Source organism: Methylobacterium sp. BI1, assembly GCF_056680125.1.
In genome coordinates this window covers 1,040,060-1,054,987 of record NZ_CM155267.1, presented here as the reverse complement: position 1 = coordinate 1,054,987, position 14,928 = coordinate 1,040,060, and the positions used below count along the sequence as shown (strand labels likewise).

17 protein-coding genes are annotated in these 14,928 nt (G+C 71.5%); 9 read left to right on the top strand and 8 right to left on the bottom strand.

Annotated elements, in window-relative coordinates; translation table 11 throughout:
• Nucleotides 1-5: 5 nt before the first annotated feature.
• A complete protein-coding gene (queD, locus tag AC1MGR_RS05075; protein WP_480233867.1) occupies nt 6-383 on the top strand; it encodes a 6-carboxytetrahydropterin synthase QueD in 378 nt (125 codons plus the stop codon).
• Nucleotides 380-1,126: a 7-cyano-7-deazaguanine synthase QueC gene (queC, locus tag AC1MGR_RS05070; RefSeq protein ID WP_480233866.1), complete on the top strand. Its 747-nt coding sequence runs from the start codon at nt 380-382 to the stop codon at nt 1,124-1,126. Before queD ends, queC begins: the two co-directional genes overlap by 4 nt.
• On the opposite strand, the gene AC1MGR_RS05065 is transcribed toward queC, so the two are convergent.
• Together AC1MGR_RS05065 and AC1MGR_RS05060 are read right to left on the bottom strand one after the other, a co-directional pair.
• Nucleotides 1,069-2,061, bottom strand: a complete 993-nt coding sequence (locus AC1MGR_RS05065) for a Brp/Blh family beta-carotene 15,15'-dioxygenase (protein WP_480233865.1) — start codon at nt 2,059-2,061, stop codon at nt 1,069-1,071. The genes queC and AC1MGR_RS05065 overlap by 58 nt on opposite strands.
• A gap of 5 nt (nt 2,062-2,066) precedes the next feature.
• Nucleotides 2,067-2,819 (bottom strand): bacteriorhodopsin, encoded by a 753-nt coding sequence (locus AC1MGR_RS05060; RefSeq protein WP_480233864.1) that lies wholly within the window; start codon nt 2,817-2,819, stop codon nt 2,067-2,069.
• Between the two features lie 536 nt (nt 2,820-3,355).
• On the opposite strand from AC1MGR_RS05060, the gene AC1MGR_RS05055 reads away from it, so the two are divergent.
• Complete coding sequence (locus AC1MGR_RS05055; protein ID WP_108038386.1) at nt 3,356-4,198, top strand: porin family protein; 843 nt, start codon at nt 3,356-3,358, stop codon at nt 4,196-4,198.
• Between the two features lie 90 nt (nt 4,199-4,288).
• Nucleotides 4,289-5,278 (top strand): catalase family peroxidase, encoded by a 990-nt coding sequence (locus AC1MGR_RS05050; RefSeq protein ID WP_480233863.1) that lies wholly within the window; start codon nt 4,289-4,291, stop codon nt 5,276-5,278.
• A 249-nt stretch (nt 5,279-5,527) separates the two neighbouring features.
• On the opposite strand, the gene AC1MGR_RS05045 is transcribed toward AC1MGR_RS05050, so the two are convergent.
• Entirely contained in the window at nt 5,528-6,466 is a 939-nt protein-coding gene (locus AC1MGR_RS05045; protein ID WP_480233862.1) for a LysR family transcriptional regulator, read from the bottom strand.
• A 96-nt stretch (nt 6,467-6,562) separates the two neighbouring features.
• Here AC1MGR_RS05045 and AC1MGR_RS05040 point away from each other — a divergent pair, with 96 nt between their 5' ends.
• The gene (locus AC1MGR_RS05040; RefSeq protein ID WP_480233861.1) at nt 6,563-7,009 is read left to right on the top strand and encodes a DMT family transporter; all 447 of its coding nucleotides are present in this window, start codon (nt 6,563-6,565) and stop codon (nt 7,007-7,009) included.
• Nucleotides 7,010-7,021: 12 nt separating this feature from the next.
• Here AC1MGR_RS05040 and AC1MGR_RS05035 read toward each other — a convergent pair whose 3' ends face one another.
• From AC1MGR_RS05035 to AC1MGR_RS05025, 3 genes are read right to left on the bottom strand one after another with little or no spacing between them, the layout of a single operon-like run.
• Nucleotides 7,022-7,492, bottom strand: coding sequence for a secondary thiamine-phosphate synthase enzyme YjbQ (locus tag AC1MGR_RS05035; RefSeq protein ID WP_480233860.1), 471 nt, complete (start codon nt 7,490-7,492; stop codon nt 7,022-7,024).
• Nucleotides 7,489-9,213, bottom strand: a complete 1,725-nt coding sequence (locus AC1MGR_RS05030; RefSeq protein WP_480233859.1) for a cisplatin damage response ATP-dependent DNA ligase — start codon at nt 9,211-9,213, stop codon at nt 7,489-7,491. The genes AC1MGR_RS05035 and AC1MGR_RS05030 overlap by 4 nt, the downstream gene beginning before the upstream one ends.
• Nucleotides 9,210-10,253, bottom strand: coding sequence for a ligase-associated DNA damage response exonuclease (locus AC1MGR_RS05025; protein ID WP_480233858.1), 1,044 nt, complete (start codon nt 10,251-10,253; stop codon nt 9,210-9,212). Before AC1MGR_RS05025 ends, AC1MGR_RS05030 begins: the two co-directional genes overlap by 4 nt.
• Nucleotides 10,254-10,294: 41 nt before the next feature.
• Between AC1MGR_RS05025 and AC1MGR_RS05020 the strand changes: the two genes are divergently transcribed.
• Both AC1MGR_RS05020 and AC1MGR_RS05015 read left to right on the top strand, forming a co-directional pair.
• A complete protein-coding gene (locus AC1MGR_RS05020; protein ID WP_480233857.1) occupies nt 10,295-11,257 on the top strand; it encodes a class I SAM-dependent DNA methyltransferase in 963 nt (320 codons plus the stop codon).
• A 166-nt stretch (nt 11,258-11,423) separates the two neighbouring features.
• Complete coding sequence (locus tag AC1MGR_RS05015) at nt 11,424-12,161, top strand: YoaK family protein (protein ID WP_108038370.1); 738 nt, start codon at nt 11,424-11,426, stop codon at nt 12,159-12,161.
• An 8-nt stretch (nt 12,162-12,169) separates the two neighbouring features.
• On the opposite strand, the gene arfB is transcribed toward AC1MGR_RS05015, so the two are convergent.
• Together arfB and AC1MGR_RS05005 are read right to left on the bottom strand one after the other, a co-directional pair.
• The gene (gene arfB, locus AC1MGR_RS05010; RefSeq protein WP_108038368.1) at nt 12,170-12,592 is read right to left on the bottom strand and encodes an alternative ribosome rescue aminoacyl-tRNA hydrolase ArfB; all 423 of its coding nucleotides are present in this window, start codon (nt 12,590-12,592) and stop codon (nt 12,170-12,172) included.
• Nucleotides 12,593-12,618: 26 nt separating this feature from the next.
• Nucleotides 12,619-12,903 (bottom strand): BolA family protein, encoded by a 285-nt coding sequence (locus AC1MGR_RS05005; protein WP_480233856.1) that lies wholly within the window; start codon nt 12,901-12,903, stop codon nt 12,619-12,621.
• A gap of 135 nt (nt 12,904-13,038) precedes the next feature.
• On the opposite strand from AC1MGR_RS05005, the gene AC1MGR_RS05000 reads away from it, so the two are divergent.
• Together AC1MGR_RS05000 and cobS are read left to right on the top strand one after the other, a co-directional pair.
• Nucleotides 13,039-13,665 (top strand): J domain-containing protein, encoded by a 627-nt coding sequence (locus tag AC1MGR_RS05000; protein ID WP_055947709.1) that lies wholly within the window; start codon nt 13,039-13,041, stop codon nt 13,663-13,665.
• Between the two features lie 256 nt (nt 13,666-13,921).
• Nucleotides 13,922-14,905 (top strand): cobaltochelatase subunit CobS, encoded by a 984-nt coding sequence (gene cobS / locus AC1MGR_RS04995; protein WP_108038365.1) that lies wholly within the window; start codon nt 13,922-13,924, stop codon nt 14,903-14,905.
• The last annotated feature ends 23 nt before the right edge of the window (nt 14,906-14,928 follow it).

Here is a 14,928-nt window from a genome sequence, read left to right as displayed (position 1 = left end):
GCTCGATGAAGATCACCCAAGCCTTCACCTTCGAAGCGGCCCACCGCCTGCCGAACGTGCCTGAGACCCATCGCTGCCACCGCATGCACGGGCATTCCTACCGGGTCGAGCTCACCCTCTCGGGCGCCGTCGACCCGGCCACAGGCTGGGTGGTGGATTTCTTCGACGTCGAGCACGCCTTCGCGCCGGTGCTGGCCCGCCTCGACCATTACTGCCTCAACGAGATCGAGGGACTGGAGAACCCCACCGCCGAGCACATCGCGGCCTGGATCTGGGCGCGGACCAAGGCGGCGCTGCCGGCCCTGTCCTCGGTGAAGGTCTACGAGACGCCGATGTCCTGGGCGGAATACGAGGGCGAGTACGAGGGCGAGGCCTTACGATGAAGGACCGTGCGATGAGCGGCGGCGGCGCCCTGGTCCTGTTCTCGGGGGGACAGGATTCCACAACCTGCCTCGCCTGGGCCCTGGAGCGCTTCGACCGGGTCGAGACCCTGGGCTTCGACTATGGCCAGCGCCACCGCATCGAGCTCGACTGCCGGGACACCCTGCGCCGGGGCCTCGCGGCCCTGAAGCCCGCCTGGGCGGCGCGGCTCGGCGAGGACCACACGCTGGCCCTCGACGCGCTCGGCCAGGTCTCCGACACGGCGCTGACCCGCGACACCGCCATCGCCTTCGAGGCGGACGGCCTGCCCAACACCTTCGTGCCGGGGCGCAACCTCCTGTTCCTCACCTTCGCGGCGGCTTTGGCCTATCGCCGCTCGCTGACGCACATCGTCGGCGGCATGTGCGAGACCGACTATTCCGGCTACCCGGATTGCCGGGACGACACCATCAAGGCGCTGCAGGTGGCGCTGAACCTCGGCATGGACCGGCGCTTCGTGCTGCACACGCCGCTGATGTGGATCGACAAGGCCGAGACCTGGGCCCTGGCCCGGGACCTCGGCGGACGCGCCCTCGTCGACCTCGTCGTCGAGGACAGCCACACCTGCTACCTCGGCACCCGCGGCGACCGCCATCCCTGGGGCCACGGCTGCGGCGCCTGCCCCGCCTGCGACCTGCGGGCCAAGGGCTATGCCAAGTTCGTCGCCGAGTTCGTCGCCGAGCCGGTGACACCGTCGGCCGCCTGAACCGCGGGCGACCGGGCCGCGATCCGGTCGAGGAGGACGTGCGGCACGGTCAGGGCCGAGAGCATCCGCAGGGTCAGGCACAGCAGGGTGGCGGCGGAATCGTCCGCGCCGGCGGCGTAGAGGGGCCACAGGGCCGCGCCGAGCAGGAGCGTCAGGCCGAACACCGGCAGCGAGGCGCGGACGGCCTTGCCCATCGTATCGATGCCGGGCGCCCGGGTGGGGTCGCGCACCAGGGCGCGCATGTGCCGGGGGCCGTGCAGGCCGACGAAGTACAGGGTGAAGGCGGTGAGCGGCGGCAGCAGCCAGAAGGCCGCGGCCAGGGCGGCCAGCTCGATCCAGAGGGCGCCCGGGCGCCGGCGCGCGAGCAGCCAGGACACGGCGACGGCGAGCCAGAGCCAAGCCGCGGCCAGCCACCAGCCGGGGAGTTCCGGCATCGGCACCCGCGTCACGGCCGCGAACAGCCCGGCGGTCTCCTCGGGCCGCAGCAGGGCCGGCAGCGCCACGGGGAGCCCGCCGCGCACCAGGATCTCCAGGGGCCGGCCTGGGCCGGCATCCTCCTCGCCGAAATGCAGGACCGAGAGGGCGAGGAAGCCCGCCAGGGTCGCCGTCGGGGCGACCTGCCAGGCGAGCAGGACCAGGCCGGCGAGGCCGAGATATGGAACCGCGAAGATCCCGAACCAGGCGCGCCCGAAGCGCGGTCGTAGCAGGGGCGCGGCCACGGCGCCATCGAGGGCCCCGTGCGGCACGCCGAGCCCGATCACCACCAGGAGGGCCGCGAGCCAGGACGCCTCGCGCGGCAGGGCCGCGGAGGTGACGAGGGCGAGCGCCACGCCGACGCCCGCCAGGGACAGCAGGCGCGCGCCCGCCGGGCCGACGCGTCGACGTCCCGCCCGGACGAGGGTCCCGGGAACCGGGCGGGACGCGCGCGCCGCCATCCGGATCAGGCCGCCCGGCGCAGGGGCGTCGTCGCGACCTTGCCTTCGGCGAGGTCGCGGTCGACGGCCCGCGTGGTCTCCAGCGTCGCCATCACGCCGTAGACCACCTTCGCGGTCAGATCGAGGATCGCCACGATGGCGAGCGCCACGGCCGGCGACAGGATGCCGAGCCCGTCCTGGCCGACAAGGAGCACCACCGGATAGGCGCACCAGACCGCCGACAGGAACACGGCGTTGCGCAGGAAGGCGGAGCGGATATCGGCCCGTTCGGAGGCGTTCTCCTCGCGCAGCTGCACGAAGATCCCGTAGAACACCGCCAGGAACGCGCCGCAGGAGACGGCGAACCAGGTCCACTTGACCCAGGCGACCGTCGACAGGCCGAAGGCCAGGGCGGTGACGATCATGATCAGGTCGGAGCCGACGAGGCCCCAGACGACGGCGGGGCGCCGCATGCCCGAATGCATCGCCGTGCGGGCGAGGCCGACGAGCAGCAGGGGCGTGGTGAAGGTCCAGTCGATGTAGCGGGCGAAGTAGAACTGCCGCGCGGCCTCGGCGGCGTCGGGACCGGCGGGCAGGGCGATACTCCCCTGCCCCGTCGCCATGGCGAAGTAGGAGCAGGCCGCGATGATCGGCACGATCCCGTGGATGATGCCATCCGCCTCCTCCGCGGGCGTCCGCCGCTTCCCGAGGAACAGGATTGCCGCGGCACCCGCCGCCATGCCGGCGAAGCCGAGCCAAAGCCAGAATTGAGGTGTCATCACTATCTCGTCGCTACAAGGATGAAAGGCACGCCCCGAACGTGGCGGCACCCCCGCCCAATCGGCCGCGTCGCGGAATGTTTCTGAGCCACCCGGTCACAGTCGGGTGAAACCGGGCCGCCCCGGTCGAGCCATGCGCGATGCGCAGGGGCACGGCAGCGACCGTCGCGCAGGCCGGCCGTCCCGAAGCGATCCCGGCCCCTCCGACAGAGCGACCCGCGCGCAAAACCCGAAACACCGGAGACTCGAAACCACGCAGGCGTGGACCGCACTCGCAGTCAAAGCGACGCGCGATAGTCCAATAAAAATCGAGATTTCGCCTTTAATCCGTCATCACGTAAAGTTTATAATTGGGCGATACATTGAAATTTCTGTTGCAGATGCATCACTGCAGCGCCGGAAAACGGGCGATCTGCTTCGGAATATGAAATCGCATTGCGTTCAGATCTATGCAGAGCCGTCGGACATCGGCATCCCGGGGGTGGGCGGCCACCGTCCCTTCATCCCGAAAGTCCTGAACCCGAAGGCCCTGTCCGATGCTCAAGACGCTGCTCCTCGCCGGCAGTGCCGCGGCCCTCCTCACCAGCGCCGCCGCTGCCGCCGATCTGCCTCGCCGCCAGGCGCCCCCGCCGGTCTTCACGCCCATCCCGGTCTTCACCTGGACGGGCGCCTATTTCGGTATCAATGCCGGCTACGTCTTCAGCGAGAACGACACGATCCGCACCACGGGCATCAACACCCCCGGCGGCGCCCAGCTGCAGAACAACGTCATCAACGGCCTGCGTCAGGCCTCGGTGCGGAATGCGACCGAAGGCTTCACCGGCGGCGGCCAGGTCGGCTACAACTACCAGTTCACGCCGGGCAGCGGCATCGTGGTCGGCCTCGAGGCCGATGCGCAGTACACCGACCTCCAGCGCACCACGACCCAGGTCATCTTCAACCCGGTCTTCAACCCGAACCAGCTGACCAATACCTACCGCACCGAACTGTCGTTCCTCGGCACCGTCCGCGGCCGGATCGGCTACGCCTTCGACAAGTTCCTGGTCTACGGGACCGGCGGCTTCGCCTACGGCGACGTCAGCCAGCGCATCACCTTCACCACGGGCGTGCCCGTGACCTATGCGGGGTCGCGCTCCAACATCGAGACCGGCTACGCCTATGGCGGCGGCATCGAGTACGCCCTGCCCACGGACTCGTTCTTCAACTTCTTCAAGTCGAGCGCCGTCACCCTCAAGGCCGAATACCTGCGCTACGATCTCGGCAGCCGCAATCTGCTCGTCGCCAGCGTCGGCGGTCCCGGTGTCGGCTACAACAGCCGCATCTCCACCGAGGGCAGCATCGCCCGCGCCGGCCTGAACTACAAGTTCGGCAGCTACTAGGCCCGACCCGGCCGGCCCCCGGGAACGCTCCCGGGGTGCCGGTCCCGTCGTCTCCCGACACCGATCCGCTTGCGCGAGGCCCGTGCCACGATGAGACCGAACCTGCTGCTCCTCGGCGGTATCGCCGCCCTCGCCCTCGCGTTGCCCGCGAAGGCCGAACCCGAGACGCAGGCCATCGTGGACGCCCTGTTCAAGGCCGGCGGCAATCAGCCGAACGTGCGGGGAAGCGGCGCCAAGGGCGTCTGCGCGAAGGGGCACTTCACGCCCTCGGCCGCGGCGCAGGGCCTGTCCAAGGCGCCCCACTTCAAGGATGCCCCCGAGAAGCCCCTGCCGGTGACGGCCCGCTTCTCCATGGGCGGCAGCAACCCAAAGGTCTCCGACAAGGCCAAGCCGGTGACGCGCGGCTTCTCCATGCGGATCGCCCACCCGACCGGCGACATGGTGTTCGTGTTCATCTCGGCCCCGGTCTTCGGCACGAAGACTCCGCAGCAGCTGCTCGATTTCGCCACCGTGCGGGCGCCGGGACCCGACGGGAAGCCGGATGCCGAGAAGATCAAGGCGTTCGGCGCGGCCAACCCCGAGACGACCCGCCAGGCGGCCTGGCTCAACGCGCGCCCGGTGCCGGCGAGCTACGCGGGCGTCGATTACTGGGGCGTCCACGCCTACACGCTCACCGACGCCAAGGGGACGGCCACGGTGGCCAAGCTGAAGACCGTGGCGACGGCGGGCCAGCTCGGCCTCACGGACGACGAGGCCAAGGCCAAGCCCGACGCCTTCTACGCCGACGAGCTGAAGGAGCGGCTGTCGCAGGGGCCGGCCAGGTTCGACCTCGTGGCGATCCTCGGTGAGCCCGGCGATCCAACCCACGATCCCACCGTCCTCTGGCCGGAGGAGAACCGGAAGGCCGTGACGCTCGGCACGGTGGCGATCGACGCCCTCGAACCGGCGGCCACCTGCGACGCGGCCACCTTCGACCCTGTCGTCGACCTTCCCGGCGGCGTCGCCGGTCCGGCCGACGACCCGATGTTCGCCATCCGCTCGCCGGCCTACGCGATCTCGCTGTCGCGGCGGGCCAACTGAGGCCGGGCCCAGGCAGGAACAGCGCCGGACAGGCGGCAGCGGACCGGTGAGCCGGCACGCCCCTGCGGAGCGGGTCGGTCATCGGGCGCCCTCGGCCCGCTCCGGAGACGGAATCGTACCGCGATCCGGCACCGCCTTCGGCATGACGCAATCCCGGAACCCGGTCGTCCGCCCTTCGGGGATCGGGGACGGATCGGCAGTGGATCCCCGGGGCTTCGAGAGCCGGTCCGGGGCGCGCGGACCCGCTGCCTAGTCGCCCTCTCCGGCCCGAACCGGTCCCGCTGCATCCTCGGCACGGGCCGATGCCAGCGCGTCGCGCTCCAGGCGCAGGAACGCGACCAGGCGCTCCGCGAGGCGGCCCGGGGGCTGGCCCGTCGGGCGGACCAGCATCGTCTCGATGGGCAGGGCCGGCCGGAACGGGCGCAGCACGATCGGCAGGCCCGTGAGTTCGCCGGCCGGGACCGGATCGACGATGGCGAGGCCCAGGCCCTCCGCCACGAGCCCGCAGCGGGCCGCCGTGTACTGCGCCATCAGGGGAAAGCGCGGCACGTATCCGGCCTCGGCGAACCGCGCCTCCACCGCCTCCTGGAACAGGCCCGGGCCGCCGGCGATCAGGCTCTCGCCGGCCAGGTCCGCGACTGTGACGGCGCGCCGGCGCGCCAGGGGATGCCGGCGCGGCAGGGCGCAGACCGCGTCGACCGTCAGGAATCGTTCGGCCGTCACCCCCGCATGGCCGGCGCGTGGGCGGGCGAGGCCGAGGTCGCACCGGCCCGAGGCGGTCCAGGCCCAGATCGTGTCGGGGCTCGGTACGTGGACCGCGACGCGGGCGCCGGGATGCTCGGCTACGAGGCGCCGGATCGCCCGCGGCAGCAGGCGGGAGGCCAGGGACGGCTGGCAGGCGACGCGCAGGGGGCCGGTGCCGAGCTCGCGGATCTGCCGGGCGGCGTCGCGGAGATGGTCGAGGCCGGCATAGCTGCGCTCGACCTCGCGGGCGAAGGCCTCCCCCTCCGGCGTCGGGCGGGCGGTGCCGTGGCCGCGCAGGAAGAGCGACAGGCCGGTCTCGGCCTCGAGCTGCGCCATGGCCCGGCTCACGTGCGGCTGGCCGATCCCCAGGGCCGCGGCGGCGCGGGTCATCCCCCCATGGCGCATCACCGCGCGGAAGAGATCGAGATGGCCGGGATTGATCATGCCTCGCTCGCATGGAAACGCGCCGATCCGTCATTTGACGGCATGGCCGTGGAATGGTTGTCAAGGCGCCCGTGTCCCCCAACAGGTGCCAGGCCGATGCTCAACCTCCTGCTTCCCGTGGCCCTGTCCGTGATGGCGGGCGCCAGCATCGTGGTGCAGCAGGCGCTGATCGCGAACCTGCGGATCGCCCTGAACTCCTCCGCCTGGGCGGGCTTCGCGAGCTACTTCGTCGGCCTCCTGTCCATGGTGGTGCTGGCCCTGGCCCTGCGCGACCCGCTACCGGCAGCGAGCCTGACGGCGCGCATCCCGTGGTGGGGCTGGAGCGGCGGCTTCTTCGGCGCGGTCTTCATCGCTCTGGCCACGATCCTGGTCCCGGAGCTCGGCGCGGCGACCTTCCTGGCGCTCCTCGTCACCGGCCAGATGCTGGCCTCGGTGGCCTTCGACCATTTCGGCTGGCTCGGCCTCGCCCAGCGCGAGCTCGACGCGCCCCGCGCGCTCGGCGTGGCGCTCCTCATTGCCGGCGTGGTGCTGATCCGGCGCTGATCCGCCCTGCCCTCAGGCGCCGACCACGTGCAGGACGATCTCGCGGCGGTGCGGCCGGTCGCGGTGCTCGACGAGGTAGATCCCCTGCCAGGTCCCGAGGGCGAGGCGCCCGCCCCGCACCGGCACGCCGAGGGCCGAATCCGTCACCATCGTGCGGATATGGGCCGGCATGTCGTCCGGCCCCTCGGCGCCGTGGACGTAGCCGGCGTGCCGCGGGGCCAGACCGTCGAGGGCGGTGAGGAGGTCGGTCTGCACGTCGGGATCGGCATTCTCCTGGATCGTCAGGGAGGCCGAGGTGTGCCGGCAGAACACGGTGACGAGCCCGGTGGCGACGCCGCTGCGGCCGAGGAACTCCGCCACCGCCCGGGTGATGTCGGTGAAGCCCTGGCCCGGCGTCGACACCGTGAGCGTCGCGCCCGCCTGACGCTCGGTGCTGCCGCTGGCGAACCCCTCCAGGGCGCCGATCTTCCCCGAACGCCTCATCCTTGCGCCTCCGTCAGGGTCTCGCCCGGCGCGATCTCGCGCTCGCCCCGGGCCAGGATGGTCTCAAGGGCGTCGATCCGGTCGGCCTCCGCCGCCGGCTTGTCCCAGCGGATGCGCGCCACCCGGGGGAAGCGCATGGCGACGCCGGACTTGTGCCGGGTCGAGCGCTGCACGCCCTCGAAGGCGATCTCCAGGACGAGGCCGTGGTCGAGCCCGTAGGCGACCTCGCGCACCGGGCCGAAGCGCTTGGTGGTGTTGTTGCGGACGTAGCGGTCGAGCTTCTGCAGCTCGGCATCGGTGAAGCCGTGATAGGCCTTGCCGACGGGCACCAGTTCGGGGCTGCCGTCCTCGCGCGCGCGCCAGACCCCGAAGGTGTAGTCGGAGTAGAACGACGAGCGCTTCCCGTGCCCGCGCTGGGCGTACATCATCACGGTGTCGACCCGGAACGGCTCGCGCTTCCACTTCCACCACGGCCCCTTGGGGCGCCCGGGCAGGTAGGCGCTGTCGCGGGCCTTCAGCATGATGCCCTCGATGGCGTCGGCATCCTCGCCCGCCCCCACGGCGGCCGGGTCGGCGCGGGCCGCGGCCAGATCCTCCCAGGTCTCGAACGGCACCAGGGGCGAGAGGTCGATCCGGGCATGGTCGAGGGCTGCCACGAAGGCCTCCAGGCGCGCCCGGCGCTCCGTGAAGGGCAGCGGGCGCAGGTCCTCGCCGTCGGCCTGCATCAGGTCGTAGGCGCGGACATGGGCGGGGAATTCCTCCAGCAGCTTCGGGGTCACGGCCTTTCGGTTCAGGCGCTGCTGCAGCACGTTGAAGCTCTGCACGCGGCTCTCGCGCAGGATCAGCAGCTCGCCGTCGATGGCGCCCGAGAAGGTGATGGCCTCGGCGAGATCCGGGAAGGCCCCCGAGATGTCCTCGCCGGTGCGCGAGTAGATCCGGGCGACCTGCCCGCCGGCCTCGTCGCGGCCGCCGACGAGCTGGACGCGGATGCCGTCCCACTTCCACTCGCCGGAGAAGGCGGCCGGATCGAGCTTCTCGAAATCGCCGTCCTCGTCGATGGGGTGGGAGAGCATCGGCGGCCGGAACGGCGCCGGGTTCAGGGTGGTGGGCCGCTCGCCCCGGCCCTCGACCCAGGCGAACAGGGTGGCGTAGGGCGGCTCCAGCCCGTGCCAGACCTCCTCGACGGCATCGGCCTCGTGGCCGCCCAGCGCCCCGATCGCGGTCTTGGCGAGACGGGCCGAGACGCCGACCCGGAGCGCGCCGGTGATGAGCTTGAGGAGCGCCCAGCGCCCGGTCTCGTCCAGGGCGTCGAGCCATTCGGCGATGCGGGCGGGCAGGTCCGCCTTCTTCACGGTGCCCAGCGTCTCGACCACCTCGGCCAGCGTCGGCACGTGCGGCGGCGGGTTGTTGTGGCCGGGGCCGACGACCGGCTCGCCGTCCGCAACGATGGGCGCCGGCCAGATCAGGGCCGTGGTCTCGGCCAGATCGCCGACGTAGTTGTGCGAGAGTTGGAACAGCACCGGGTCGATGCGCGCCTCGACCAGGCCGCGGATCATCGCGGGCTTGGCCTCGCGAAACGTCAGGCCGCCCGTCATCGCCGCGAGGGCGTAGCCGCGCTCCGGGTCGGGGGCATGGGCGAAATAGTCCTGCAGCAGACGCAGCTTGGCGTTGCGGCGCGGCTCGTAGGCGAGGCGGTCGAGGAGGTGGGCGAAGTCGTTCACGCGGCCTCCTCCGGTGCGGCGGCCGGCTCGGCCTCCCCGTCGTCCCCGTAGCCCAGCAGGTGCAGGGGCTTGGCCTTGATCCCCTGCGTCCCGCACCAGTGCACCAGGGCGTCCTCCTGCCCGTGGGTGACCCAGACCTCTCCGGCTCCCGTCTCCAGGATGGTGCGGCAGAGATCGGGCCAGTCGGAATGGTCGGAGATGCAGAGGGGCAGCTCGACGCCCTTCTGGCGCGCGCGGGCGCGCACCCGCATCCAGCCGGAGGCGAAGGAGGTCACCGGGTCGGGGAACTTGCGCGACCAGACGTCCTGGATCGACGAGGGCGGGCAGAGCACGATGGCCCCGTGGAGCTTGGCCCGCTCGGCCGCCACCACCTTCGGGGTCTCGCCCAGCGGGATGCCCTCCTGCTTGTAGAGCTCGGTCAGCTTCTCCATCGCGCCGTGCAGGTAGATCGGCCGGTCGTAGCCGGCCTCCCGCAGCAGCGCCATCACGCGCTGGGCCTTGCCGAGCGCGTAGGCGCCGACGATGTGGGCGCGCTCGGGGAACAGGGCCACGGACTCGAGGAGCTTCTTCACCTCGTCGCGGGTGTCCGGCATCCGGAACACCGGCAGGCCGAAGGTCGCCTCGGTGATGAAGACGTCGCAGGGCACGACCTCGAAGGGCAGGCAGGTCGGGTCGTAGGCGCGCTTGTAGTCGCCCGAGACGACGACCCGGACGCCCTGCGCCTCGATCGCGATCTGGGCCGAGCCGAGCACGTGCCCGGCCGGGGCGAAGCGCACGGTGACGTCGCCGATGCGGATCGCCTGTCCGAGGGGCGCCTCCTGCCGGCTCGTGCAGAAATCCGCCCCGTAGCGCACGGCCATGATGCGCAGGGTCTCGCCCGTGGCCAGCACCCGGCCGTGGCCGGCCCGGGCGTGGTCGGCATGCCCGTGGGTGATCAGGGCGCGCGGCACCGGCCAGGTCGGATCGACGTGGAAGCCGCCGAGGGGGCAGTACAGGCCCTCGCGGGTCAGGGTGAGAAGATCGCTGGCGCTGAAACTCATCGGCGCGGCATATAGGGCGCCCGAGGCCCATTCGCAGCCACATGTCCCGCACGATCACCTCCGGCGACCTCCGCGCCGACCGGCGCTACGCCTACGCCCAGGGCTGCCTCGACGACGGCGACCCGGACGGCGCCGCCGAGATGGCGGAGCAGACCCTGGAGATCGCCCCCCGCTTCGCCCCGGCCTGGTTCCTGCTGGGCCGCGCCCGCGAGGCCCGGTTCGCCCGGAACGGCCGGGCGAGCGACCACCACGCGGCCCTGCGTGCCTACGCCGCCGCCCTCGACATCGACCCCGCGGATGCGCAGGGCGCCCGCCTCGCCCTGGTCCGCATCGGCGCCGGCGACGCGGTGACCGCGATCTCGCCGGGCTACGTCCGGGCTTTGTTCGACGCCTACGCGCCGCGCTTCGACCGCCACCTCGTGGAGGGCCTGTCCTATCGCGGGCACGCGCTCGTCGCCGACGCGCTCGATGCCACGGCGGAGCCGGGGGCCTCCCTCGGGCGGGTGATCGACCTCGGCTGCGGCACGGGCCTCGTCGGGGCCGCCCTCGCGGGCCGGCCGGAGCACCTGACCGGGATCGATCTCTCGCCCGGCATGCTGGCCGAGGCGGGGCGGCGCGGCCTCTATCACCGGCTGGTGGAGGGCGAACTGATGGCGGCGCTCGCCGCCGAGTCCCCCGCCTCGGCCGACGCCGTCACGGCCGCGGACGTGATGATCTATGTCGGCGACTTCTCTGGGATGGTCGCCGGCAGCGCCCGCGTCCTGCGGGCCGGCGGACGCTTCGCCTTCACGGTGCAGTCCCATCCGGGCGACGGGCTGATCCTGGGGGCGGACGCCCGCTACGCCCACGGCGATGCGCTGGTGCGGGAGACCCTGGCGGCGGCGGGCCTCGACCTGGAACGCGCGGAACCGGCCGTCGTGCGGCGCGAGAACGGCGCCGACGTCCCTGGCCGGGTGATCGTGGCCCGGCAGCGGTCACGTTCACGTGTCCGCTGCACCCCTTGAGCGCTAGCGCACGACGCGGTTGAACCAAACGGGAGCGTGACTGTTGCCCCGGACGCATCGGCGCACCCCGCCCGTGACCTGACGTCGAGGTCCGGCCCTGCACCGGGCGTATCGGCCTTACGCCACCGTAGTTCAGCCGCCACACGGGACGGAGGATAGCAAACCTATGGCAGAGACGCAGAACAAGTCGTTTCCGGCGAGTGCCGCGACGCGCATCCCCTTCGCGCTGGCGCTCTCGGCCGTGGCCGGTTGCGCCGATTCGATCGGATTCCTCGAGTTCTCGCAGCTGTTCATGTCGTTCATGAGCGGCAACACGACCCGATTCGGCGTCTCGGTCAGCCGCTTCGACTGGGAGAGTACGTCCCGCGTCGCCTCGGTCATCGTGCTGTTCTGCTTCGGCGCCTTCGCCGGCACCCTGATCGCCGCCTGGGTCGGGCGCTGGCGCCTCTCGGTGCTGCTCCTGCTGCAATCCGTGTTCCTGACCATCGGGCTCATCATCCCGCACGGCTCCTTCGCCTTCCCGCTCCACGCCTACCCGATCGTCATCGCGCTCGGCCTCCAGAACGCGACGCTGCAGGACGAGGGCGGGCGCAGCCTCGCGCTCACCTACGTGACCGGCGCCGTGGTGCGGTTCGGGACCGGGCTCGCCAACCTCATGCTCGGCACGGTGGCGCCCTCGTTCTGGATCCAGGCCCCCCTCTGGGCGGCCCTGAGCACCGGCGCGGTGATCGGCGGCTTCCTGCAGATGCGCTACGGCGAGGATGCGTTCCTGTTCCCGGCCGCGCTCTCGGCGCTCCTGGCCGTCATCGCCCTCGTCCTGACGATCGTGAAGCCGGGCAGCCGCTACGTCAGCGGCGAGGTGGAGCGGCATCCGCCGGACGGCGCGGCCGCGGCCCAGATCTGATCGGCGGGCTAATCGGCTCCCCCGCTCCCGCGCAGCCGCTTGGTGGCGCTCCGCTTCGACTTCTCGTCGAGGCGGCGCTTCTTCGAGGCGAGCGTCGGACGCGTGGCGCGCCGGGGCGTCGGCGGCACCGCCGCCTCGGCCACCAGTTCGGCCAGCCGCTCGCGGGCATCGGCCCTGTTGCGGTCCTGGGTCCGGAAGCGCTGGGCGCTGATGACGATCACCCCGTCGACGGTGAGGCGGCGGCCGGCCAGCCGCATCAGGCGCACGGCCACCGCATCCGGCAGGGAGGCCGAGCGCCGTGCATCGAAGCGCAGCTGCACGGCGGTCGAGAGCTTGTTGACGTTCTGTCCGCCGGGCCCCGATGCGCGCACGAAGGTCTCCTCCAGCTCCGCCTCGTCGATGGCGATGTGGGGCGTGCACTGAAGGGCCACGGCGGGATCTCTCGCAGGATGCGCGTCTAGGACGCTTCGGCGGGCGTGCGGGCCCGCACCGCCAGGGCGTGGAGCCCGCGCTGGAAGGCCGGCTCGAGGGCGGCGTTGACGAGGCGATGGCGCTCGACGCGGCTCTTGCCCTCGAAGGCGGCCGCAACCACGTCCAGTCGGAAATGCGTCTCGCCCTCGGGCCGCGCCCCCGCATGGCCCGCATGCAGGTGTGATTCGTCGATCACCGCCAGGTCCTGCGGCGCCAGCTGCGCCTGGAGCTTGTCGGTGATCCAGTCCTTCAGGGTCACGGTCTCGGTCATCGCGGGCATCTCCTCGTTGTCGTCTCGGGGTCGGACGCCGGCGTCCGGTCCCGCCCGTCAACCCCCGAACATCGCATGCGGCATCAGGCCCGCCGCACTTGTGTCTCCGACCCGCCCCCTCATAATCGCCCCATCATGGATCTCAACTCGCCCCTGTTCGACAGCATTCGCATCAAGCCGTCCTGCGACGAGCCGAAGACGGCCGCGACCCAGACCTGCGAGACCCCCGGGTGCAAGAACCCCGGGCTCTACCGCGCGCCGAAGGGCCGCAAGGCGGAGGGGCAGTACTGGCGCTTCTGCATGGACCACGTGCGCGCCTACAACGCCACGTACAACTACTTCGACGGCATGAACGATGCCGCCGTGCAGGCCTTCCAGAAGGACGCGATCATCGGGCATCGCCCGACCTGGGCCATGGGCGTGAACCCGGCCACCGCCGGCGAGCGCGGCAAGGCGGCGCCCAAGCGCGACTGGGCCTACGTCGACCCGCTGGACATCCTGCGCGCCGAGGGCGTCGGCGAGACCGCCCGGCGCAAGGCAGCGCCCGAGCCGCGCCGGCCCCGGCACTCGGCGGCGACCCTCAAGGCCCTCGACGTCCTCGGCCTTGACGAGAACGCGGATTCGGCGGCCATCAAGGCGCAGTACAAGACCCTGGTGAAGCGCTTCCATCCCGACGCCAATGGCGGCGACCGCTCGTTCGAGGAGCGCCTGCGCGACATCATCCGGGCCCACGATGCCCTGCGCGCCGCCGGGCTCTGCTGACGGGCCGATCGCTGCGCCGGCGCGGTTCCGGCACGATCGATGCACGTTTTCCGGGGCTCCCCTGCTCCGGATGGGGCGGCAATCGCCGGACGAGGCCCTATATGCAGCGTACACACCCCTTGGCGCCGCCCGGCGTCGACCCTTAGATGGCGGTCGCGCGCGGTTCATCCCCAACCGGACCGCCAGACCCCGAAGCCCGACACAGCCCGCGTGTTCCGTGACACCCGCACGGCACCCGCGCCCCGACGAGGTCCTTATGCTTTCTGACGTCTCGCCCGCCTCGCTCCCCGACCGGGAAGTCTCCGTCCGAGAGGCCTTCGGCATCGACCTCGATCTCCGGGTCCCGGCCTTCTCGCAGAGCGAGGAGCACGTGCCGGACCTCGATCCGGACTACATCTTCGACCGGGAGACCACCCTGGCGATCCTGGCGGGCTTCGCCCGCAACCGCCGCGTGATGGTCACGGGCTACCACGGCACCGGCAAGTCGACCCATATCGAGCAGGTCGCGGCGCGCCTGAACTGGCCCTGCATCCGGATCAACCTCGACAGCCACGTCTCGCGCATCGACCTCGTCGGCAAGGACGCGATCGTGCTGCAGGACGGCAAGCAGGTGACGGCCTTCCAGGACGGCATCCTGCCCTGGGCCCTGCAGAACAACGTCGCCCTGGTCTTCGACGAGTACGATGCCGGCCGGCCCGACGTGATGTTCGTGATCCAGCGCGTACTGGAGCTGTCGGGGCGCCTGACGCTCCTCGACCAGAAGCGCGTGATCCGCCCGCACCCGGCCTTCCGCCTCTTCGCCACGGCCAACACGGTGGGCCTCGGCGACACGTCCGGCCTCTATCACGGCACCCAGCAGATCAACCAGGGCCAGATGGACCGCTGGTCGATCGTCACCACGCTGAACTACCTCGCCCATGACCGCGAGGTCGACATCGTGCTGTCGAAGGCGTTGCACTACCAGCGCGACGGCGGCCGCGACATCGTCAACCGCATGGTCCGCGTGGCCGACCTGACCCGCAACGCGTTCATGAACGGCGATCTCTCCACCGTCATGAGCCCGCGCACGGTCATCACCTGGGCCGAGAACGCCGACATCTTCCAGGATATCGGATTCGCCTTCCGGGTGACCTTCCTCAACAAGTGCGACGAGCTGGAGCGCACCCTCGTGGCGGAGTTCTACCAGCGCGCCTTCGGCAAGGACCTGCCCGAGAGCGCCTCGAACGTCGCCCTGAGCTGATCCCCGTCCGTCCGTTTCGAGGA